General features: G+C 45.3%; 23 protein-coding genes. 4 read left to right on the plus strand and 19 right to left on the minus strand.

Annotated features, from left to right (window positions below; all coding sequences use genetic code 11):
* Positions 1-150: 150 nt before the first annotated feature.
* On the plus strand, positions 151-1,350 hold the full coding sequence (locus tag J7I83_RS02025; protein ID WP_215099018.1) for an MFS transporter: 1,200 nt from the start codon (positions 151-153) through the stop codon (positions 1,348-1,350).
* Positions 1,351-1,377: 27 nt separating this feature from the next.
* On the opposite strand, the gene J7I83_RS02030 is transcribed toward J7I83_RS02025, so the two are convergent.
* From J7I83_RS02030 to J7I83_RS02040, 3 genes are all read right to left on the minus strand, one after another.
* Positions 1,378-3,024 carry an SLC13 family permease gene (locus J7I83_RS02030; RefSeq protein WP_215099019.1) on the minus strand — a complete coding sequence of 549 codons (1,647 nt, stop codon included), beginning with the start codon at positions 3,022-3,024 and terminating at the stop codon, positions 1,378-1,380.
* A 195-nt stretch (positions 3,025-3,219) separates the two neighbouring features.
* On the minus strand, positions 3,220-3,408 hold the full coding sequence (locus J7I83_RS02035; RefSeq protein WP_215099020.1) for a hypothetical protein: 189 nt from the start codon (positions 3,406-3,408) through the stop codon (positions 3,220-3,222).
* Positions 3,409-3,470: 62 nt separating this feature from the next.
* Positions 3,471-3,947: a metal-dependent hydrolase gene (locus J7I83_RS02040; protein WP_215099021.1), complete on the minus strand. Its 477-nt coding sequence runs from the start codon at positions 3,945-3,947 to the stop codon at positions 3,471-3,473.
* Positions 3,948-4,258: 311 nt separating this feature from the next.
* On the opposite strand from J7I83_RS02040, the gene J7I83_RS02045 reads away from it, so the two are divergent.
* The 3 genes from J7I83_RS02045 to J7I83_RS02055 all read left to right on the plus strand — a co-directional run bounded on the left by J7I83_RS02045 (position 4,259) and on the right by J7I83_RS02055 (position 7,335).
* The gene (locus J7I83_RS02045; protein ID WP_215099089.1) at positions 4,259-4,888 is read left to right on the plus strand and encodes a YfbR-like 5'-deoxynucleotidase; all 630 of its coding nucleotides are present in this window, start codon (positions 4,259-4,261) and stop codon (positions 4,886-4,888) included.
* A gap of 88 nt (positions 4,889-4,976) precedes the next feature.
* Positions 4,977-6,278, plus strand: coding sequence for a hemolysin family protein (locus J7I83_RS02050; RefSeq protein ID WP_251047386.1), 1,302 nt, complete (start codon positions 4,977-4,979; stop codon positions 6,276-6,278).
* Between the two features lie 151 nt (positions 6,279-6,429).
* Positions 6,430-7,335, plus strand: coding sequence for a YihY/virulence factor BrkB family protein (locus J7I83_RS02055; protein ID WP_215099022.1), 906 nt, complete (start codon positions 6,430-6,432; stop codon positions 7,333-7,335).
* A gap of 44 nt (positions 7,336-7,379) precedes the next feature.
* Here the strand turns inward: J7I83_RS02055 and J7I83_RS02060 are convergent, their stop codons facing one another.
* The 16 genes from J7I83_RS02060 to J7I83_RS02135 form a co-directional block, all read right to left on the minus strand.
* Positions 7,380-8,063 carry a class I SAM-dependent methyltransferase gene (locus tag J7I83_RS02060; RefSeq protein WP_251047387.1) on the minus strand — a complete coding sequence of 228 codons (684 nt, stop codon included), beginning with the start codon at positions 8,061-8,063 and terminating at the stop codon, positions 7,380-7,382.
* Between the two features lie 110 nt (positions 8,064-8,173).
* A complete protein-coding gene (locus J7I83_RS02065; RefSeq protein ID WP_215099024.1) occupies positions 8,174-9,127 on the minus strand; it encodes a dipeptidase in 954 nt (317 codons plus the stop codon).
* Between the two features lie 408 nt (positions 9,128-9,535).
* On the minus strand, positions 9,536-9,805 hold the full coding sequence (locus tag J7I83_RS02070) for a hypothetical protein (RefSeq protein WP_215099025.1): 270 nt from the start codon (positions 9,803-9,805) through the stop codon (positions 9,536-9,538).
* Between the two features lie 247 nt (positions 9,806-10,052).
* Positions 10,053-10,976: a ribose ABC transporter substrate-binding protein RbsB gene (gene rbsB / locus J7I83_RS02075; protein ID WP_215099026.1), complete on the minus strand. Its 924-nt coding sequence runs from the start codon at positions 10,974-10,976 to the stop codon at positions 10,053-10,055.
* 13 nt (positions 10,977-10,989) lie between these two features.
* Positions 10,990-11,934 carry an ABC transporter permease subunit gene (locus tag J7I83_RS02080; RefSeq protein WP_251047388.1) on the minus strand — a complete coding sequence of 315 codons (945 nt, stop codon included), beginning with the start codon at positions 11,932-11,934 and terminating at the stop codon, positions 10,990-10,992.
* On the minus strand, positions 11,915-13,417 hold the full coding sequence (locus J7I83_RS02085) for a sugar ABC transporter ATP-binding protein (protein WP_215099027.1): 1,503 nt from the start codon (positions 13,415-13,417) through the stop codon (positions 11,915-11,917). Before J7I83_RS02085 ends, J7I83_RS02080 begins: the two co-directional genes overlap by 20 nt.
* An 18-nt stretch (positions 13,418-13,435) precedes the next feature.
* A complete protein-coding gene (gene rbsD, locus J7I83_RS02090; protein WP_215099028.1) occupies positions 13,436-13,822 on the minus strand; it encodes a D-ribose pyranase in 387 nt (128 codons plus the stop codon).
* Complete coding sequence (gene rbsK / locus J7I83_RS02095) at positions 13,819-14,700, minus strand: ribokinase (protein ID WP_215099029.1); 882 nt, start codon at positions 14,698-14,700, stop codon at positions 13,819-13,821. The genes rbsD and rbsK overlap by 4 nt, the downstream gene beginning before the upstream one ends.
* Positions 14,697-15,680, minus strand: coding sequence for a LacI family DNA-binding transcriptional regulator (locus tag J7I83_RS02100; RefSeq protein ID WP_215099030.1), 984 nt, complete (start codon positions 15,678-15,680; stop codon positions 14,697-14,699). Before J7I83_RS02100 ends, rbsK begins: the two co-directional genes overlap by 4 nt.
* A gap of 168 nt (positions 15,681-15,848) precedes the next feature.
* Positions 15,849-17,093: a dicarboxylate/amino acid:cation symporter gene (locus J7I83_RS02105; RefSeq protein ID WP_215099031.1), complete on the minus strand. Its 1,245-nt coding sequence runs from the start codon at positions 17,091-17,093 to the stop codon at positions 15,849-15,851.
* 166 nt (positions 17,094-17,259) lie between these two features.
* Entirely contained in the window at positions 17,260-17,634 is a 375-nt protein-coding gene (locus tag J7I83_RS02110; RefSeq protein WP_215099032.1) for a rhodanese-like domain-containing protein, read from the minus strand.
* A gap of 94 nt (positions 17,635-17,728) precedes the next feature.
* The gene (locus J7I83_RS02115; RefSeq protein ID WP_215099033.1) at positions 17,729-19,132 is read right to left on the minus strand and encodes an MBL fold metallo-hydrolase; all 1,404 of its coding nucleotides are present in this window, start codon (positions 19,130-19,132) and stop codon (positions 17,729-17,731) included.
* Between the two features lie 167 nt (positions 19,133-19,299).
* The gene (locus tag J7I83_RS02120; RefSeq protein WP_215099034.1) at positions 19,300-20,118 is read right to left on the minus strand and encodes an enoyl-CoA hydratase-related protein; all 819 of its coding nucleotides are present in this window, start codon (positions 20,116-20,118) and stop codon (positions 19,300-19,302) included.
* Complete coding sequence (locus J7I83_RS02125) at positions 20,102-21,004, minus strand: NAD(P)H-dependent flavin oxidoreductase (protein ID WP_215099035.1); 903 nt, start codon at positions 21,002-21,004, stop codon at positions 20,102-20,104. The genes J7I83_RS02120 and J7I83_RS02125 overlap by 17 nt, the downstream gene beginning before the upstream one ends.
* A 184-nt stretch (positions 21,005-21,188) precedes the next feature.
* The gene (locus J7I83_RS02130) at positions 21,189-22,175 is read right to left on the minus strand and encodes a quinone oxidoreductase family protein (protein WP_215099036.1); all 987 of its coding nucleotides are present in this window, start codon (positions 22,173-22,175) and stop codon (positions 21,189-21,191) included.
* A gap of 81 nt (positions 22,176-22,256) precedes the next feature.
* The gene (locus tag J7I83_RS02135; protein WP_215099037.1) at positions 22,257-22,841 is read right to left on the minus strand and encodes a TetR/AcrR family transcriptional regulator; all 585 of its coding nucleotides are present in this window, start codon (positions 22,839-22,841) and stop codon (positions 22,257-22,259) included.
* Between the last annotated feature and the right edge of the window lie 37 nt (positions 22,842-22,878).

Here is a 22,878-nt window from a genome sequence, read left to right on the forward strand (position 1 = left end):
TTTCCTATTATCCTCGTTTGCTTTATAACAAGGTGGATTGTTCATTTTTAATGTTAAACTAGGGAATAGCATGAACACCTCCGCTCAACGGCAATGCCATGCATTATGGCTCTCTTGGCGTGGAAAGTGATTATTGATTGGACGTGACCTATGGAATCTCAGCGATACACCGTAAAAGACCGCCAGTTTTGGAAAATCATCCTCAGCCTGCTGTTTGCTTCTTTATTTATTTTTGCAAACATGTATGCGGTTCAGCCCTTGCTCCCTGTTTTTGTTGACGAATTTCAGGTTTCTGTTTCTACAGCCAGCCTGTCTTTGTCACTGACCATCATCGGTTTAATACTGGGCTTGATTGTTCTTGGATTTTTTTCTGATCGCAATGGCAGAAAATCCTATATCATCTATTCCTTGCTCGGCTCTGCCATCCCTTTTTTCATCATTCCGCTGACTGATTCATTTGCCATGCTGCTGATTCTTCGTTTCATCCAGGGCTTTGCGCTGGCAGGCGTACCCGCTGCTGCTCTTGCCTATATCAGCGAAGAAATCGATAGAAAGAACATCGCTTACGCCACTGCGCTTTATATTTCCAGTAATGCATTGGGCGGAATGCTCGGTCGTTTTTTAACTGGATATCTGACAGATCATTTCTCCTGGCAAGTTTCCTTTTATGCCTTTGCTGTGACCGGCCTTGTTTTATTTGCAGCTGTCGTCTATCTGCTGCCGCCCTCACGGAACTTCAATTCCAGCCAATTAAGCTTTGCAAAAGATGTCGAAGGATTTTTGTTCCATTTGAAAAATCCGGCACTTCTCGTTGTCTTCGGCCTTGGTGCTGTTTTACAGATTTCCTTTACCGGCATTTGGACGTATTTGCCCTTCTATCTGGGAGCCCCTCCATACTCTATGTCCCTGCAGGCAATCTCGTATTTATTCTTTGCCTATGGGATTGGTGTTATCGGTTCCCCGATAGCCGGCCATGCCGCCGAAAAATTCGGTTTGCGTACCGTCCGTCTGGCAGGGGTGTTTATCCTGTCCGCGGGTATTTTCATGACACTCAGTCCATATCTTTGGATGATCGTCGTCGGACTCTGCGTGACATGCCTGGGCTTTTTCACTTCCCATTCCCTGACCGCCGCCTCTGTTGGCCAGCAGGCAGCCCATCATAAAGGCAGTGCTTCCAGTCTCTATTTAGTATCGTATTATATCGGTGTGGCAGCAGGAAGCTCTCTCTTAAGCCCTTTATGGACCTCTGCCGGCTGGACGGGCTTGGTTCTTTTTACAGCAATTTTACCGCTTCTTTACATACTGGCAGTCACTCTCTATAGAAAAAAAGCAGGCTCCACCGGAAGGTGAGCCTGCTTTTTTTCTATTCATTAAATCTTATTTCAGAAAGTCCGATGGAATCGACATCAGATCAATTCCCCAAACAAGCGGCAGGAAGTAGAATACCGCTAGCCCTACGAAGAAAATCCCGAAAATGTTAAGTGCAAATCCTGCTTTGGCCATGTCTGCAATTCTTAAATATCCGGAGCCGAACACGACAGCGTTCGGCGGTGTCGCAACTGGCAGCATAAATGCACATGATGCCGCTACAGCTGCAGTCACCATCAACGCATAAGGATGGATACTGAGAGCTACTGCAAGAGATGCCATAATCGGAAACATCATTGAAGCTGTTGCAGTATTAGACGTGATTTCAGTTAGGAACAACACAAACGCAGCTACTACGAGAATAATGATAAGGACATTGACGCCCTGCAATCCAATCAATTGGCCTCCAATCCATTCAGACAGACCGGAATTTGTAAAACCGGCAGCAATGGCAAGTCCACCACCAAATAGCAGTAAAATTCCCCAAGGCAATTTAACCGCGGTTGCCCAGTCCAGCAAATGGTCGCCTTTTCTGTTTTTGGAAGGAATGATAAATAGGATCATCGCGGCGATTAAACCGACCATCGCATCCGTCATTTCTAAATCAGGTGCAAACGCATCCAAAACAAACGAGCGGCTGATCCAAGCAAGTGCAACGGCTATGAAAACGACAAAAACCGCTTTTTCTTCATAGGATGCAGTGCCCAAGTCAGTTTTTTGCTGGCGAATCACTTCGCTTCCTCCTGGCAAATGTTTCAACTTTTGCGGATAAGCGACTTTCACCAGATACACCCAAGCAATTACAATAAAAATCCAGGCCAGTGGAACGCCAAACAGCATCCACTGTGCGAAGGTGATTTCAATACCGTAGATTTCATTGACTGCCCCCGCTAATAATGTATTCGGCGGAGTTCCGATCAAGGTTGCAATCCCCCCCAGTGAGGCGGAATAGGCAATCCCGAGCATCAGTGCTTTACCGAAACCGAAGTTTTCTTTTGAAGTATCGATTGTAGTATCATCCTTCAGCGCTTCAGATACTTGATAGATGATTGCCAAACCGATCGGCACCATCATCATGGCCGTAGCAGTATTGGAAATCCACATCGATAAGAATCCAGTAGCTACCATGAAGCCAAGAATGATGCGTTCGGTGTTGGTGCCGATCACAGAAATAATGGTAAGGGCAATCCGTTTATGTAAGTTCCATTTCTCCATTGTCAGGGCAATCATGAAACCACCCATGAAGAGGAATATGGTGTCACTGCCATAAGCCGAAGTTGTAGCGCTTACATCGAGTCCGCCGGTCATTGGAAAAAGAATGATAGGCAGAAGCGACGTTGCCGGAATCGGAATAGCTTCCGTAATCCACCAGGTCGCAATCCATATTGTGCTGGCCAATATAGCCTTCGCTTCAGGCGACAGTCCATCGGGATTAAAGAAAAGTAAGGTCAGGATAAACAACAGTGGACCGAGGAACAGCCCAATTAATTGAGGAGTATTATAACTGCGGTTTTTTTGGCGTTCATCATAGGATCCAGCATCTTCTGCCCGATCACGGTCATCGGGTATACCAGCTCCAGGGTTAGTAAAAAGTCGGAACGTATCTTTTGCCTGGTCGTGTTTTTCCCACATCCAGTTCCATGTTGCTGAAATCATCTTATCCCTCCATTGTCTTAAAAAAACGAATTTTTCAATAATTGCCTTTATCAGTGTACCGGTTTATGTGCCGATTAACAAGCTGACAAAAAACGAATTTGACACTTTCTAAAAAACCAATAAAAAGGACCAGGAACTGGAAGTCCCTGGCCTTTTATTCAATCGCTGTTTTAATATATTCTTTTCACGATCCGCTCACTTTTCTTCCGATTCGCCAATCTGGTTTTGTTCGTCGCCGACTCCCGTGTTGCTGTGGGCGCCTTTTTTGTTCATTTTTTCGCCGTCTTCTCTTGACTCCTGATCGATGCTTTCAAACTCTTCACGCTGTCGCCTATTATGGCTGCTTTGCGGATTTGCATCTTTTGAAAAATCATTTTTAGCCATTAAGATCATTCCTCCTATGAGCATTTGTTCTTTCATTTCCCTTCTGTCATAGAGTGAAACGTTTATAGGGAAAGAAAAACGTCATAGCCAAAGTAAACACAGAGAAGCGACAGCAATGCGAAAACCATGTATTCTGAAGTCCCCCCGGTCGTAGCAGTTACTGGAAATCGGATGGTCCATCTAAACGGAAAGAACAGCTTAACTCCCCTTTTCGTCGCCATGTCCAATACAATATGGCTTGCCATTCCAACAAGCAACCCTGCTGAAATTGCTTCCATCGGCATGAAATTATGCAATAAAACTGCGAACAACAATAAAAACAACAGACTGTGCGTAAATGTCCGATGTCCGAACAAGCCACTGATCATTTTTGAAAGAATCGGCAGGGCACGGCCGATTTTGCTGCTGCCATGGCAAATATCCGGAATCAGCGAGCCTATTACCCCTGCTCCCAGTAAAATAGCTGGTTCATAATTTGTTATTTGTGCAAATGCAAGGCTTGCTGCTACGCCGCCTATGATGTGAGTCTTGCCCGTCATACTTTTTCTTCTCCTTCATTATGCTGTATCAATGTCATTTTTATTATACTAAAAATCGTGTATGCTGAAGACAGGGAATTTTATTATCAAAAAGTAAGAACATGAAGAATTCGCGCCAGGCAGAAACTTTCTACGGGAAAAGCGCAGCGTCATGGCAAGAATCCACTCAGGCCGTAAGTCCTGGGCAGTTGTCGCGACAACTGCATGACCCACATCCTGTGGGCCCGAAAGCGGCGCTCGTTTGCGGAATATCCACAGTAGAATAGTTGATGTTACAAATTAAAATTCAAGTTATCAAAGGAGGCGTCATTATGGGAATTCACCGTTTTTTCACTTCATTGAACGACCTAGAACGGATTATCCGGGCACCCGGCAGATTCAAATTTGAAGATCATAATGTTGCAGCCCATTCGTGGAAAGTAAGCCAGTACGCGATGTTTTTTGCAACGATCGAAGAGCGTGCCGGCCGTGAAGTAGACTGGAAAGCATTATATGAAAAAACCATCAATCATGATTTTGCTGAAGTGTTTATAGGCGATATTAAAACACCGGTCAAATATGCTTCACCTGAGTTAAAGGAAATGATCGCAAAAGTGGAAGAGGGCATGATGGAGAAATTCATCCTTCGTGAGATTCCTCAAGAATTTCAAGAGGTCTTTTTTGATCGCATGAAAGAAGGAAAGGACGCCACCATTGAAGGGCGTTTGCTCGAAATGGCAGACAAGTTGGACCAATTTTATGAAGCGTTCGCAGAGTTGAAACGCGGCAATACAGACAAGGAATTTGTTGTGATGTATCGGATTGCTTTGACTAAATTGCTGGATCTTCCATTGCCTGCAAGCGTCGGCTATTTTAAGAATGTCATGCTTGACGATGTCATCAACGAAGATACTGCCATTGATGTAAAAGAAATTACACGTCAGATCATTGCCGATCATTAGGTATCGCCCTATATCTCGCGCTCAAATTATGGTAAATTTAACATCAATAACTACTTCCGGAGGTGAATCCCTTATTTAAGGGAATTTATTGGACCCCATACTTATATTGAATTTAGCTCTGCTCTTCTTACTAATTGCGTTAACGGCCGTTTTTGTCGGTTCGGAATTTGCCGTCGTTAAAGTCCGTATGGCACGCATCGACCAATTGATCGATGAAGGAAACAAAAAAGCTGTATTGGTCAAAAAGATCACCAGTGATCTTGATTATTATCTGTCAGCGTGCCAGCTTGGCATCACCGTCACCGCCCTTGGACTAGGTTGGCTGGGTGAACCGACAGTTGAACAGCTTTTGCATCCATTGTTTGAAATGTTCGATGTTCCTTCCATTGCTTCTGCCATCATTTCATTTGTCCTGGCTTTCTCACTGGTGACTTTCCTGCATGTTGTCATTGGGGAAATGGCTCCGAAGTCGTTGGCTCTTCAATTTGCGGAGCGGATGATATTGCTGCTGTCACCATTCCTGTATTGGTTCGGTAAAATCATGTATCCCTTCATTTCCATCCTAAATGGTGCGGCTCACATACTCTTGCGGATTTTTGGCGTGGAGCCTGCCAAAGAAGCACAGGCCCATTCAGAAGAAGACCTGAAGATCATCATGGCGCAAAGCTTCCAAAGCGGAGAAATCAACGAGGTCGAACTGTCCTATATGCAGAATATTTTTGCTTTCGATGAGCGCAGTGCCAAAGACGTTATGATTCCGCGCACTCAGATGGTGGCCTTTTCAGATGATCTATCGAATCCGGAACTGCTGGTTCAAATCCGTGAACATCGTTTCACGCGTTACCCCATTGCCAGAGATGGCGATAAAGACGACCTGATCGGTTTTATCAACGCCAAAGAAGTACTGACGCATTACGCTCTCAATGGTAAATTTGAAATGTCAGAACTTATACATGACCTTCCTTACTTCCACGAAACAACGCCGCTTCAAAATGCCTTAGTGAAAATGCAAAAAGATCGTACGCATATCGCGCTGGTCATCGATGAATATGGCGGCACTTCAGGATTGATTACGATGGAGGATATATTGGAGGAAATTGTCGGGGAAATCCGTGATGAATTCGATGAAGACGAAGATGAAGAAATCATTAAGGAAAGTGATACACGCTACCTTCTCAACGGGCGTGTCCTTTTAAAAGATCTGGATGAACGTTTCGGTTTTAGATTTGAAGACAGTGAAGATATTGATACGATCGCCGGCTGGATCCAGCACCAGTTGATTGAAGCTGAAACTGGAGACCTTTTTGTAAAAGAGGGTTGTCAATGGTCCATTGTGGAAATGGAAAATCACCATATTCTAAAAGTCGCCTGTGATATACTGCCAAAATAATATTGAAAAGAGTGTCCGTTTACCGGGCACTTTTTTACGTTCAAAAAACTTCTGCTGTTTTCCAAATGGCCTTTAGTTTTTCATTTTAGGATTAACTCTGTCTATAACGGGGCATATAAAGAGTAACTAATTTTTAAATGGAGGTTATCGGATGAGTAAAGCTACAGGATTTGCCAAAGAACTTGGCAGTGAATTCAAGAAAGATAAAGCAACAACCCTTGCTGCAGCACAAGCTTATTATTACCTTTTAGCTATCGTTCCTTTATTGATTTTGCTGCTGGCTATCTTGCCGTATCTTCAAATCAATCCGGATCGCGCCGTGGAATTTATTGGCACCATTCTTCCAGGAGCTGTGGCCACTACATTTGAAGACACAATTATCAGTGTTGTCACCACACCATCAGGCGGTTTGTTGACATTCGGTATTTTGGGTACACTGTGGTCCGCTTCCAACGCGTTGACCGCCTTTATCAATGCCACCAACCAAGCTTATGGCATCGAAGAAACTCGATCATTCATTAAACTGAAAGCAACAGCCATCATTTTAACGCTGGGTATGTTAGTTGCTGTCATCGTCGCCCTCATCCTACCGATCTTCGGTGGTACGATTATTGATATGATCAAATCTTTCTTCAGTCTTCCTGAGGAAACTGAAATCATTTTCCAAGTTCTGCGCTGGGTCATTTCCATTGCAGTAATGAGCATTGTCTTGGCATTTATGTATAAATTCGCTCCCGATAAGCAGTTTCCATTCAAGGAAGTTATTGTCGGAGCTATAATCGCAACAGTCTTATGGCAGGTCGTATCATTAGGATTCTCAATTTACGTTTCTAATTTCGGCAGTTATTCCGCTACATACGGAAGTCTTGGCGGGTTAATCGTACTGATGCTGTGGTTCTTCCTTACTGGTCTGATCTTAGTTATCGGCGCTGAAATAAACGCCATTCTTCATAGACGAAAAATGGCAAAAAAAGAAACCTCCTCTGACCCTGTCGCACAAAGCGAAGCCAATCAAAAAGAGGCGAAGAATACAGAGTCATCAATGAACAAATATTAAATACGCAGCCCCTTCACTCGTTTGGTGAAGGGGCTTTTTTTAGCTTACTCATGTCCAGCTTTCTCGTACAGCGCCATCCATTCATCAATTGTGAAGTGTTGGACTTTTCCATCTAAGACTTCTATCGAGAAATACTCAGCGGTTTTTTCATCAGCACCCAGCAAATGCTGGGAAACTCGTTCCACTTGCCCGTCATTTTCGGTTGTGCGTGTTACCCATGATGGATAGTCGAATGTTTTCCGAAGATCCGCAGACTTCCGCTCCACCATCCCATTCTTTTTCAGCAGCCTTGCCCACTCTTCTTTGGTCAGGCATCGTGAATGGCTGTCATCCCGCAGTTTTTCAGTGGTATTCATAAATTCTGCCAACTCCGGATCAGCAGGAGCAACATTGTCGATCAGGATGAATTGGCCGCCCTTCTTTAAGGCACGTGACATTTCCGAGATAAACCGTTCTGGATTCGGAAAATGGTGTGGTGCAATCCGGCAAATGGCCGCATCAAAAGTTTCCTTCAAAAAAGGAAATGCTTCGGCATCTGCCACCACATAGTGAATATTGTTGAAACTGCCGCACAGATGCTTTGCCGTGTTTTCCAGCATCGCTATTATCAGGTCTGTAGAAAACACCGTTCCTGCACGAGGAGCCAGAATTTTTGTCACGTGTCCCCCGCCAGTGGCAATATCGAGCACAGTTCTCGTCTTCTCCAGTTGGAACCATTCGACGAGCAAAAACAAATCATCTCCTTTGGCGTGGCTGCCGCTGGTTACATACTTATCGACATTTTTTCCGAAGACTTTTTTACTTTCTGTTTTGTCGTCTTATCCATACTTCTTCTCCTTTACATTCCGGGACGGTTTTCCAGAAAATTACGGTACGCAAACCCCTCAACTTCCGCTTCTGTATAATGTTTCTGCAGCTCATTGATCAAATTGGGGAATTCCGAGGCATTTTTAAGTTCCGTAATATGTGAGGATATGCCATCAAAATCCGATCCGATGCCGACTTGGTGAATTCCACCGAGCGAACAGAGATGATCGATGTGGCGGACCAAATCTGCTATCGTCGCCCTCTCACTGTCTCGATTGATAAACTCTGGACAGAACACCACATCGATCATTCCCTTATTTGCGAACATTGCCTTGATTTGCTGATCGTCGAGATTGCGCGGATGATCACAAAGGGTACGCGCATTGGAATGGCTCGCAATTGGATATTTTGCCAGGTCCATGACGTCCCAAAATCCATTGACGGCCAAATGGGAGACATCGGTAAACACATGATATTCATTATTCAGGCGGATGACTTCTTTCCCCAGCACTGTCAACCCTGCGCCTCTTGGATCACCGACACCATCGGCACACAGATTGGCATTATTCCAGGTCAATCCAATCGACAGCACCCCTAACCGGTAGAGGTGGCGCAGCTTCGCCAGATCATTGCCGAACGCATCCGCCCCTTCCAAAGTCAAAACAGCGCCAATTTCGGCCGGCTTTAATAAATCAATATCCTTCCAATTCTTTATATGCTTCATCAACGGGTTTTTTTCCAGGATTTCACTGTAGAACAAATCTGCCTGCTCCAGCGCATGCTGCCACTTTTCATCGGATGGCAATTCCGGATGGACGAAGATGGCAAAAAATTGAACTTTCACACCTCCTGCCTGGAGCCGCCCAAAATTGGTTTCCAATTCCGCACCATTCCGGTAGTCCAGCAATTCTCCCTTGAATAGCGCATTTCGTTTCGTCACCTGCAGCTTCAGCAGCGCGTCGCAATGTGTGTCAAAAATCTTCATTTAGTCACCCCCTTCTCCTCAGAATATCTGGATAAAGCTGTTTTTCAAAGTTCGCTCTTCCGAATAACATGGGGTTAGTGCCATAGTCTTCTGTTAAAAAAGGAAATAGAAACGGCATATCAAATCGAATGATTGGCTTTACCTATGGAAAACTTTCTGTTTGTAAAAATTATCTATAATAAACATACAGAAATTTCTGACAGAATACCAGCACCCATCAAGCATTGGTGCTGGCTCTTATAAAACGCGAATCCTGCAAGGTGCTACAACAAATCGTTGTGCGTCATCGACTTATGCTTCAGCAGCTTCTGCTTGCCGGCGGCTTCATAAAAAAGCTCAGCAGAAAAATCAATTTTCTGCTGAGCTTTTTTATGAAGCGAATTAAATCTGATTCTCAACACTACAGGCTCATCCGCCCGTTTGCAGTTCTGTCGTGTAAATTAAGCGGTCTCCCACAAAAATCCGGCATTGCATTCTGCAGAAGCAAGCTCCGATCGATACCTTGATTTCTTCATATTCATTATCTTCACTTTTCACTTTTCCAAACAGACGGGAAGTAAAATGCAAACCGACCTGCTCATCCTGTAAAACTCCGTCTACAAATAGTTTTTCATTGGTCCATGTATTGACGACTCGGATCGTGTGTTCACCGTACTTCACTATCCATACATCCTTCATATGCTAGCCTCCTGTTCCTGCTTTTGACAATAGTATAACAGAAAAAGAAAAAAGCGACTGCAACAGACCCGCTCATCCATCTTTCTTTCGGTCTATCCAACACCGGCGTGCTCACCGGTCTGTTAGAGCGAAGTACCACACTGAATTTCTTCACCCCAATCCCTAATAAAACTGTAGACCCATTCGAATCGCTCGAGTGGGTCTACAGCCTGAAATATCCATAACGCATGCTTGTCTTTTTGAATGCTTACTGAACCAATTCCAACTCCACCGGAATCGATGCTTCAACTTCTTCTCCATCTAGTGACTGTACTGCCGTCTCAATTGCCATTTCACCGATCATTTCAGGCTTTTGTGCAATCGTCCCAGCCAGGCGGCCTTCTTCTACAGCTTTAACGGCATCGTCAGTAGCATCAAAACCGACAACTGTAATGTCTTTGCCCGAAGCTTCAATCGCTTCAAGAGCACCTAAAGCCATCTCATCGTTATGAGCGAAAACTCCTGTAACGTCAGGATTCGCCTGAAGAATGTTTTCCATAACAGACAAGCCCTCTGCCCGGTTAAAGTTCGCTGTTTGCTTAGCTACTACATCCAGGCTGTCAGCCGCGACATTATTAAAGCCTTCTCCACGTTCACGTGCAGCCGAAGATCCTGAAACGCCTTCAAGTTCTGCAACTTGCGCGCCATCCCCAACAAGCGATACCAAATGCTCTCCAGCCATTTCTCCTCCAGCAATATTATCGGATGCGATATGGGAAACCACTTCGCCGCCTGCAGCACTACGGTCTACTGTGATGACCGGAATGTTTGCCATATTGGCTGATTCTACTGCAGCTGCAACCGCTTCAGAATCGACAGGGTTGATCATAATCAAATCCACTTCCTGCTGGATCAAATCTTCTATGTCACTTGCCTGCTTTGAAGCGTTGTCCTGTGCATCGACTACCATTAAATCAGCGCCCAGCTCTTCAGCTTTCGCTTCAGCACCTTCATTCAATGTAACGAAGAACGGGTTGTTCAAAGTGGAAATAGAAAAACCGATTGTGTAGTCGCCGCTTGCTTCTCCGCCATCGCCGCTTTCCTCTTCAGAACTTGATTCTGGAGCTTCCATCGAACAAGCCGCTAAAATCATCATTGCTACTAACATGAACCCCAATTGCATTTTTTTCATTTTTCTGCACCCCTTATGTTGTTTTTTTACGGTCCAAAAGAACCGCTAATAATATAACTGCACCCTTCACCACTTGCTGGAAGAAGGAAGGAACCCCGATCAGGTTCAAACCGTTGTTCAGTACTCCAATGATCAAGGCACCAATCAAGGTACCGACAATCCATCCACGGCCACCGGTAAGGCTTGTGCCGCCAAGTACTACAGCAGCGATGGCATCCAGTTCAAACATTTCACCAGCAGTCGGCTGAGCTGAATTCAGCCGCGACGTTAAGATCAATGCTGACAATGCGGCCAATAAACCGAGCAGTGAGTAAACATAGATCTTAATGCGGTCTGAATTGATTCCCGATAGGATCGACGCTTCTTCGTTGCCGCCTACTGCATAGACACGACGACCGAACGTCGTCTTTTTCAAAATGAAATACAGAATTCCGAAACTGACCATCATGGTCACTACCGGGATCGGAATTCCAAAGAAATACCCTTTGCCAAGCATCTGGAAAGTCAAGCTGTCGCCTAGTCCTGAAATTGGACGCCCATCCGTATACACCAGTGTCAGACCTCGATAAATGGTCATTGTCGCCAATGTTGCGATAAATGGTGCCACTTTCCCTTTTGCAATAATGATTCCGTTAATTGCTCCGAGTACAGCTCCAAGCAAAAGCCCAAGCAGCATGGCGAAAATCGGGTCCATCCCGCTTGCCATCATTCCTGCCGAAACAGCTCCCGTCAATGCGAGAGTCGCTCCAACCGATAAGTCAATGCCTCCTGTTAATATAACAAAAGTCATTCCGAAGGCAATCAGCGCATTAATAGAAACTTGCCGAAGTACGTTCATTAAGTTGGATACGGATAAAAAGCCGGGGTTTAAAATAGTAATAATCACGATAATAAGGATCAAACCGATAAATGGAGCTATCTTTTGAAGCACCGATTGATTATTGTTCTTCAACTGCAAGTTTTTCACCTCCTGTAGCAAAATGCATAATTCGTTCCTGCGTCATTTCATTTTTCGATAAATCCGCGGTTATTTTTCCTTCGTGCATCACCAGGACACGGTCAGCCATGCCGATGACTTCGGGCAATTCCGAAGAAATCATCAGAATCGCTACTCCGCGTTCAGCCAGTTCGTTGATAATCGAGTAAATCTCTTTTTTCGCCCCGACATCGACGCCGCGTGTCGGCTCGTCCAAAATCAGCAGTTCCGGCTCGATGCCCAGCCATTTCGCGATGACCACTTTTTGCTGATTGCCGCCGCTCAGGGATTTGGCTGCCTGGTGAGGACCTGATGTCCGAATTCCAAGGCGTTTGACCATCGTGTCATAAAGCTTACGTTCCTTGTCTTTGGAAATCAATCCATTTTTAGAGATGGCAGCTAAGTTCGTCATGCTTACATTTTCTTCCACTGAAAAATCCACAATCAACCCTTCTGACTTGCGGTCTTCAGTTACGTAGCCGATGCCCATTTCCTTGGCTTTTTTCGGCGTATCAATTTTGACTTGTTTGCCATCAAATTCAATACTGCCGCTATCCAATTTTTTATAGCCGAACAGCGATTGCACCACTTCTGTTCGTCCTGCCCCCATCAAGCCAGCAATCGACAGCACTTCACCCTTCCGAAGTTCAAAAGAAATATCTTCAAAGCAACCTTTTCGGTTTAAACCTTTAACAGCCAGTTTGATTTCGCCAATCGTCGATTTCCGTTGCGGAAAACGATCTCCAAGTTCCCGGCCAACCATCATTTGTACAATTTCATCAAAAGACGTTTCACTGATTTTCCGCTCTCCAACAAATTCGCCGTCACGCAAAATCGTAATCCGATCGCACAGCGAGAAAATCTCTTCCATCCGGTGGGATATGTAAATGAAGGATACACCGCGTTTTTGAAGTTCACGGATGGTCTTGAACAAATTGTCGATTTCACGGTCTGTCAACGCCGCAGTTGGTTCATCCATAATAATCACTTCCGCATTTACCGAAATCGCTTTGGCAATTTCAACAATTTGCTGCTTTCCGACTGACAATGTGCTTGCAGGGTCCGAGGGATCCACATCCAGTCCAAGGTCCAGCAGAATTTGGTGCGTCTTTTTTTCCATCTGTTTGGTTTTCAATATTCCCGTACGGCCTATCGTCTCTTCACGCCCCAGAAACAAATTGTCCGCAATCGACAGGTGAGGCAGGATATTCAGTTCCTGATGGATGACTGCAATCCCTGCCTCCTCTGCTTGTTTAGGGGAAGTAAAATCGACTTTTTGGCCTTTCACTTCGATAATCCCCGAATCCCGTGTATAGATTCCGGACATGACTTTCATCAAAGTCGACTTTCCCGCACCATTTTCACCCATCAATGCATGGATTTCACCTTTTTCCAAAGTGAAGTCGACATTTTTCAAGACTTTATTGCCACTGAACGACTTGGAGATATCGGTCATTTTGATCATTAGAATCACCTGCCTCTTTTAAAAAATAACGCCGGAACGAAGGACAATATTAGCATAAGGTGTCGCTTCTCCTGTACGGATGATCAGTTTTGCCTGTTTGCTGAGATCTTTCAGTTCATCGTGCGTAATATAATCCGCTTTCATTTTTTCCATAATTGCTTTTTCCACTACCGGGTTGCCATCAGTTATTTCCTGGGCAATAAATGCTGCTTCCGCCTCAAAATCATCCAGTATGGCTTCCAGTATCGTTAAGAAGGCTGGCTTGCCTATTTTATAGGACAAATCGATGCAGGGAACACCCTTTGGAATCGGCAAACCACAATCACCGATGACCAACAGATCGGTATGTCCGAATGAAGCCAAGGCTGATGCTATGTCACGGTTGATGATGCCATGCTTTTTCATGAGTGCCCACCTGCCATTCGCTCACTAACGGCTGTCCGGTCGGGCATGCCGCCTTGTGCCCCGAATTTTTCTACGGATAAGGATGCTGCTGCATTTGCAAATCGTACTGCTCTGTCGAAAGCCTGTCCTTCCGCCAGCGCTGTTGCAAGTGCACCGTTGAAAGTATCGCCTGCTCCTGTAGTATCCACTGCTTTTGTTGGGAATGCTTCAACGATGACGTGCTTTTCTCCGTCGTAAAACTTTGCACCTTTTTCCCCAAGTGTCACTACAAGACGGTTTGGATAATCAAGCAGCGCCTGCTCCCAATTCTCGCCGAAAATTTCTGCCGCTTCTGTTTCATTCGGTGTCAGATACGTGCAATATGGGAGAAAATCAGTTGTAAATCCATTCGCCGGTGCCGGATTCAAGATAGTAGGAACTCCATTTCGATGGCATATTTCCAATGTCCGTTGAATAACCGGAATCGGCATCTCCAACTGCATAACGACCAAATCACTGGCCCCTAATTTTTCTGCAAAAGCATCAATTTCTTCAACTGTAACCCTGTGGTTGGCACCAGGAACTACAATGATGCGATTGTCTCCTTCTGACAAAAGAATGTTTGCAATGCCGCTTGCTCCGTCAATTTGTTTAACATCCTGCACATGAATTGCTTCATCCTTCAACCCTGATAATAGCTCAGTCCCGAATGCATCCTGGCCAACTGCTCCGATCAGGTGGACATCGCTTCCGAGCCTGGCAGCTGCGACTGCCTGATTGGCTCCTTTTCCTCCTGGAACCGTCGTATAGAGATTGCCTAACACCGTTTCACCTTGTTTTGGGAAACGTTCTGTCTGGACAACCAAGTCCATATTGATGCTGCCAACTACTGTAATCATTCCGCCACACTCCTTGTTGTTCCACGAATGACCAATTTTACGGGAACTTCATAAAAACTTTGATCGATTTTCTTATTTTCAATTTGTTTAATCAGAACGCGGGTCGCTATTGCGCCCATCTTGTAAACATCCTGTGCAACAGTGGTCAATCCTGGTGACAGCATCTCTCCCATGGCCACTCCGTCAAAGCCGACAATCTGCAGTTCATCCGGTACATGCTTGCCCATTGTGCTTGCTGCTTTTAAAGCACCCGCCGCCGAAACGTCACTGCTGGCAAAAATGCCATCGATTGATGGGTCATCCTTCAGCGCACGCTCCACAATTTTCTGCGAATCGGCAAAATGAAAAGGACAAGTGACTACTTGATAATGTGCATCCGTATTTTGAATGGCTTCCATAAATCCGTCATATCGATCGTTCGCCGGATTCAATTCTGCAGGACCTCTGAGAAAAAGGACATTTCGGCACCCTCTTTCAAGCAGGGCATTCGTACCCATAACCGCGCCTTCTTTATTGTTGGAGGATACGGTTGGAATTTTTTCATTGATGGTCCGGTCAAGTGCCACGATCGGCACATTGGCATTGGCATAATGCGGCGCATCCAACTGATTGGAAGTCACGATAAAACCCGCAATGTATTTTTTCTTCAAGGTTTCGATATAGTTTTTCTCTTTTTCAGGATTTTCATCTGAGTTGCATAACACCACAGTGTAACCATATGTTAAAGCAACATCTTCAACTGCCCTTGCAAGTTCTGGAAAAAAAGGGTTAGTAATGTCCGGCAGGATCAAGCCGATTAAGTTCGATTTCTTGGTATTCAACGAACGCGCGACCGGATTCAATTCGTATTTCAGTTCTTCTACTGCAGCGGTCACTGCTTTGGCGGCTTCTGCGCCGACATATCCGCTATCATTTAAAAATCGGGAAACCGTAGCCACCGAGACCCCTGCTTTTTTTGCTACATCTTTAATCGTGGTCATCAAAAACGACTCCGTTCTTTCTTCAGTGTGTAACCGGTTACATATAATATATAATGGAGCCTATTACTTGTCAATGCAGAATTTTCCCAATTGATTAAGCAAATATAACTGTTTCTTTTCTTGACATCAAAAAGAAGTTCCCGCAGCATTGCGAGAACTTCTTTTTGATTAAGCGTTCATATTTTCCATTCGCAAATCTCTATCTTTCTCAGTTTCCGCCACATAAACTGCACATGCCGCATCTCCAGAGATATTTACTGCCGTACGCGTCATATCCAGTAGACGGTCGATACCGATTACAAGGCCGATGCCTTCTGGGGGGAGGCCCACACTGCCCAATACCATGGCAAGCATGATCAATCCAACGCCCGGAACGCCTGCCGTACCGATGCTTGCCAGCACAGCCGTCAGAACGACCGTTGCAAGGTCTACCGCAGATAATTCAATGCCATAAGCCTGTGCAATGAACATTGTTGCAACCCCTTGCATAATGGCTGTTCCGTCCATATTGATCGTAGCACCCAAAGGCTGCACAAACGAGCTGACAGATTTCGGTACACCTAATTTATCCTGTGCCACTTCCATCGAAATCGGCAAAGTCGCCGTACTGCTTGACGTACTAAAGCCGACACTCATCGCAGGTGCAAAGTTTTTGAAAAACCAGATTGGGCTTTTCTTCGCCAAAAATTTAATGGTTCCTCCATACGTGAAGACCGCGTGGACCAAAAGAGCCGCTACAATAACCAGCATATAGGAGCCCATCGCTTTCATCGCTGAGAATCCTTGAGACCCTACCGCCGTGGCGATTAAACCGAATGTCCCATAAGGAGCAAATTTCATGACAATGCCTACCAGGTACATCATGACGTCATTGCCCTGTTCAAACAAATGTACCAGTCCTTTGGTTTTTTCACCAAGAGCCGTCAATGCCAAACCGATAAAGACAGCAAACACGATAATCTGCAGCATATTGCCTTCCCCTAAAGCCGCAATTGGATTTGTTGGAATCATATTCAACAAAGTTTCGCCAACAGATGGTGCTTCTTCTGCCTCAAACGCTGCAGTTTCCAGATCAAAGTTTCCGGCAAGTCCCGGCTGAATAACAGCCGCCAACGACAAGCCGATCACAATCGCAATAGTGGTGGTCACCAGAAAATAACTGACCGTTTTAATGCCGATCCGTCCCAATTTGGCAGGATCGCCAAGTCCGGCTGTTCCAAGAATAATGGAAAACAAAACAAGCGGGACAACCAGCATATTAATCAAACTTAAAAATACTTGGCCAAGCGGCACAAATAAATATGTATTTAACACGTTAAATGAATTGGGGGCGAATAGGTTGATCAGCAACCCAACGATGGCTCCCAAAACTAGTCCAGTCAGTACTTTTACAGTTAATCCAGGCTTTTTCATTCATTTCCCTCTTTCGTTTCTAGACATAAAAACTATTTTATAGGAAAGTATCTCGTTTTTACAAGTTTTAATTAATTCACAAAATCTACTGGGTATTCCAAATAAAAAATTATTTTAAAATAGAAAAAACCTGTGTAAATGAGTTTCCATTTACACAGGTTTCAGGTTAACAACATGCTGTATTCAGTTTATCAGGGCTTTTTTCTCCCATTAAACTATAGCTTGCCACGCTAAATCCTTTTCGACGAAGCAGTCGGACTGCCAAGTTTTTTTCTAACTTGTTTTCGGCGATCAGATGGATGGGCTTTTTCGGTATTTCTCCATAGCCTCTTGTGAAATATGAGATGGGTAAATTAAAAGCTTCAGGAGCCGGTTTTTTATTGGACACATTATAGGCACGGACATCCAGTAATGCATAGGAGTCGCCGTCCAAGTGATTGAGCCGCTCCTGCTTTACTCCAAGAGCTGGAACAAACCTTTTATAAGCACCATAAACCGCTATAGAAATCGGGAAGCCAGCCAGCATTACACTTGTTATCATTTTATTTCTCCTTCATATATAGAGTGAACCTAAATTTTTGACTGCTGCTCTTATGCAAAACAAAGTTAAACACCATTCAAAGCAGTGAACTCAATTAAACCGGCATTTCTTCTTTCCACTTTGAATAGCCGCCTGTAAGATTCACCAGGTTGTCGATACCCTTTGCTTTGAGAATGCTGGCCGCAATCGCAGAACGAGCGCCGGCCTCACATTGGACGATTACAGTTTTGTCGGTATCGACTTCTTCCAACCGATTTTTTAAGGTACCGACCATAATGTGGTCGGATTTTTCGATATGCCCTTCATCATACTCAGTTTGGCTGCGGACATCCAGTACGTAGCCTTCTCCGTTCTCGATCATTTGTTTTGCCTGTTCCGGAGAGACATTTTTATATGAATCCAGCTGCGCTGCTTCGTTGATTGCCTTTGAAGCATCCGCGTAGCCCGCTACATCATCGATCCCGATTGAATGCAGGGCCTCAAGCACCTCGTTCAGGGATTCAGGCTCCAGCAGCAGATAAAGCGGTTTTTTGTAATCCACAATCCATCCTGCCCAATTGGCAAACGATTTATTGAATGGAATATTGACGGTTCCTGAAATATAGCCATTGCTGAATGAAGGTGCAGGGCGCAAATCCAGAACTTGATGGCCCTCTGCAAGCAACGCCTCGAGTTCTTTGACTGACCCGACAACTTTTGGTTCAGGGAGATCTTTCAATAATTTCACCCCTGTTTTATTAACAGCTTTCATGACCGCAAAATAATAAGGCGGTTCCGGTTGGCCATCCAATAATTCTTTCTGGAATGCCTTGGCATCGTCGTATTGCAAAGCCCAGTTGAACATTTTTTCATAACCGACAGTAGTTGAAGGCACGGCGCCGAGCGCTTTACCACAGGCACTCCCTGCTCCATGTGCCGGCCAGACTTGAAGATAATCGGGTAGCTTTTTAAAGCGTTCGAGTGACTTGAACAACTCTTTTGCCCCGGCTTCAGCAGTTCCTAGCATACCTGCCGCTTTTTCGAGCAGGTCTGGCCTTCCCACATCTCCGACAAAGACGAAATCTCCCGTGAAAATACCCATCGCCTTATCAGCGGAACCACCACGGTCCGTCAATAGGAATGAAATGCTTTCAGGCGTATGGCCCGGTGTATGCATCACGTCAAATACCAGATTTCCGACCTTAAACTGGTCGCCGTCCTTCAATAATTGATGATCTAAGTGATCGATATTCTGATATTTCCAATCTGCATCACCTTCATCAGATACATACAATGTCGCTCCGAAACGATTTGCCAATTCGCGCGAACCGGAAACAAAGTCAGCGTGTATATGCGTTTCCAGAGCCCCGACAATGTTCAGGTTCTCTTTTGCAGCGAGCTCTTCATAGACAGCAATATTACGCATCGGATCTACTACTACCGCTTCTCCGGTCGCCTGACAGCCTACTACATATGAAGCATGAGCTAAGTTTTCATCATAGAAATATCGTAATAACATCTCATCAATCCCCTTCAACAATTTGATTAACCTTAATATACCACCAGGGGTATACAATGTAAAATATTCTGCTTTTGGACAAGTTGCCTGGGCTCTTCTATAAAAAAAAGCTGGACCCAAAAGCCATTCCCATGACATTTTGATCCAGTCTATGAATAGTTGATCCGTTAATTTTGCTCTTCAAAAAAATCCGGCAACTCACTCGCCTTCATCGGAAATTCGGCTTTGCGCTTGTCGACAAAGGACCCAATGCCTTCATCAGCATCCGCATTCTGGCCAGCCCAGTGGAGGAATTTAGATTCGACTAAATGTGATGCATGCGGATGCTCCTGCCCCAGCATTTTCCACAGCAGCTGGCGGGTGAAGCTATTGGAAGTTGCAGCTGTATTTCCCGCGATCTCCCGCGCAATTTCATAGGCTTTCGCCAACGGATCTTCCGATTCGTATTGCATCAATCCGGTTGCCACCGCTTCGGCAGTCGGTATGTAACGGCCTGTCAAAGTCCATTCGAGCGCTTTGCCGATTCCTACAACTCTTGGCAGAAACCAACCGGAAGCGGCCTCTGGACCAATGCCGCGGCGGCCGAAGACAAAGCCGATTTTGGTGTCTTTTTTGACGATCCGGATGTCCATCGGCAGTGTCATCGTCATGCCGATTCCGACAGCCGGCCCATTGATGGCGGCAATAATCGGTTTGTTGACATCGTATACCTGAAGGCTGACCTGGCCACCAAGGTCCCGGTACTCGTCGGAAGATTGATCAGTAGAGAAAGTCGAGCCTCCTTCCGACAAGTCCATGCCCGCGCAGAATGCCCGGCCACTACCCGTCACCACAATGACGCGTACGCTGTCATCGTGGTTGACTTCCTTATAGAAATGCAGCAGCTCTTCATTCATTTTTTCCGTATAAGCGTTCATGTTTTCAGGACGGTTCAAAGTCAGCGTCAGGATTCCGTCTTGCAGCTCGGTTTTAATCGTTTCGTACAAGCCCAGCCACCCCTTCCTCATATTCAGCAAGCAATTGGTCCACGATTTCTTTTGTCGTCTCTCGTTTGGTGATGGTGGTGACTCCGTGGCCTGCTGACCAGATATCCCGCCAGGCTTTGGCATTGACCAAATGCGACAAATCAATTTCATCCTTGGGCTTTAAGGTTTTCGGATCGATTCCCTGCTTTACTAAGCTTGGAATCAGCACGTTGACCGGAACGCCGCTGAAAGAATCGGTATAGAGAACGTCTTCCACTGACGAATCGATGACCATCTGCTTGTACTCTTCCGGCGCACTGCTTTCTTCAGCTGCCAGAAAACGCGTACCCATATAAGCGTAATCGGCTCCCATCAATTTAGCTGCAGCCACATCCGCTCCCGTGGATAAAGAGCCCGATAAAATAATCGTTCCACTATAGAATTTTTTGACAGCCGCAATAAAGGCGAAGGGGTTGATTGTGCCGCCATGCCCTCCTGCTCCTGCGCAGACAAGAATCAGCCCATCCACTCCACTAGAAGCCGCTTTTTTCGCGTGCCGGATATTGGCGACATCCGAATAGACCAGACCGCCGTAAGCATGGACGATTTCGATGACATCGCCCGGCGAACCAAGAGAGGTGATGACAATCGGCGGTTCGTAATGGCGGATCAGCTCAAAATCTTCTTCGTATCGCTTGTTCGATCCCCGGTGGCAGATAAAATTGACTGCCCATGGCTTTTCTCCAAGTGATTCTTTTACTTCTTTCAACCACTCCGCACAGGCCTCAATCGGTCGCGCATTCAGCAAAGGAAAGGACCCGATGACACCTGCGTTTGATGATTCAATGACCATTTTGGGTGTTGACACCAAAAACATCGGCGCCACAATAACAGGCAGTTTAAGCATGTTCAATCACCACCGCAATTCCTTGGCCTCCGTGAAATCCTCCAAAAGTAGTTCTTGCTCCATCTATTAAGTAGACATTATTCATACTTCGACTTCCCCTTCCTTATTTGCATTTTCAGAGTTGCAGCTCTATAGAACCATCTTTATCCCAAACTAAGTTTTAATAGATCGGCACATGCCGGATTCAAGGAATCAGCAATACCTTGCCGATGCTTGACCGGCTCTCGATATGTACATGTGCATCCGCAGCATCCGCCAATGCGAAGCTTTTGGAAATGACAGTCTTCAACTGTTTCTGCAGCAGGTACTCGGTGATCTTTTCCGCACCTTCTCTAAGAAATTCAGGGCGGTTCTTACGATACGTGCCGGTACTGTATCCAATGACTGAGCGGCATCTTGAGTGGAGCTGATCCGTTTTTGCGATTCCTGGAACCGATCCATCGTTGGCATGCCCGAAAGAGACGATCCGGCCGAATGTGGCCAGGCATTTCAAACTCTTATCAAAATTCTCGCCTGCCACCGTATCCAGAATGACATCTGCCCCTTTTCCTGCCGTCAACTCATTAACTTTACCCACGAAATCCACTGACCGGTAATTGATCACTTCATCGGCCCCAAAAGATTTAGCTCTGTCTATCTTTTCATCGCTGCCGACAGTCCCGATAATCTTGGAAGCCCCGAAAAGCTTGGCCAATTGAATTGCGGTTGATCCAATGCCTCCAGCTGCTGCATGGATCAAAATGGTTTCACCTTGTTCCAGCCTCGCCATCTTTCGGATGACATTATAAGCGGTGATGCCGACGGTCAATGATGCCGCGGCCATTTCGCTGCTGATGTCATCAGGTACCGCGTACGTTAAATTCTCAGGCGCCACAACAAATTCAGCGTAGGAACCGCCTGCCGGAAATGCCATGACGCGCTCTCCAAGCTGGAACCGGGTCACTTGATCTCCGATTTCCACAATTACTCCTGCACAATCCAGGCCTGGTGTAAAAGCGGCATCTGCTGCAACTCCATGATACTGCCCTTGGCGAGCCTTGATATCCGCAAAATTGACGCTGATGGCTTCAACCCGGATCAGCACCTGGTCTGCGGAAGGTTTTGGTTTTTTCACTTCCTGCAGTTTCAATACTTCAGGCGAACCAGTCTCTTTAACGATGATTGCTTTCAAGTTATCCCTCCTTATCCCTCTAACAAATAAGCAAAAAGGCTATAATAACCAAACTTCCATAGGATTAAGGCAATCATGGTGTCACAATAATATTTTCAATAAATTATCAGCATAAATCTCTTCTACCTCTTCTTTTCCGTATTTTCCTTCCGGTGAATACCAGACTTGTACCCAATTGGCGGCACCCAAAATCATCATCCGGGCCATCTTCTTTTGATTGATGGAAAATTCCCCTCCGGCTACACCTTCATCGATGATTTTGTCAAAAATGCTGGCGTACTCATCTCGTTTCTTAAGGACTTTCCGAATATTCTCTTCAGAAAATATCTGCTCCGGTTTACCGATAAGATTGAACACTTCTTTTTCCCGGATTACAATATCCAGATGTATTTTGATTGCTCGCTTCATTTTTTCTTTAGAAGACAGATTTTCAAAAAACAGTCCTTCTATACGCTCCATAGCACACGATAAAATCAGTTCATGGCATTTATACAGCAGTTCCTCTTTATTTTTAAAGTAATAGTAAAGCGACCCTTTTGTCATAAGCAATTCAGCTGCGATATCCTCCATCGTCGCATTTTGATATCCGTTCCGGGCAATAACCAGGCTGGCAGAGCGAAGGATTTCTTCTTTTTTCCGGGCTGCCTTTTTTTCTCGGAGACTCATATCCACCATCTCCTTTATGTTAATGGGCACTTTTTTT

It is taken from the genome of Planococcus sp. ISL-110, assembly GCF_018613575.1.
GTDB lineage: Bacteria > Bacillota > Bacilli > Bacillales_A > Planococcaceae > Planococcus.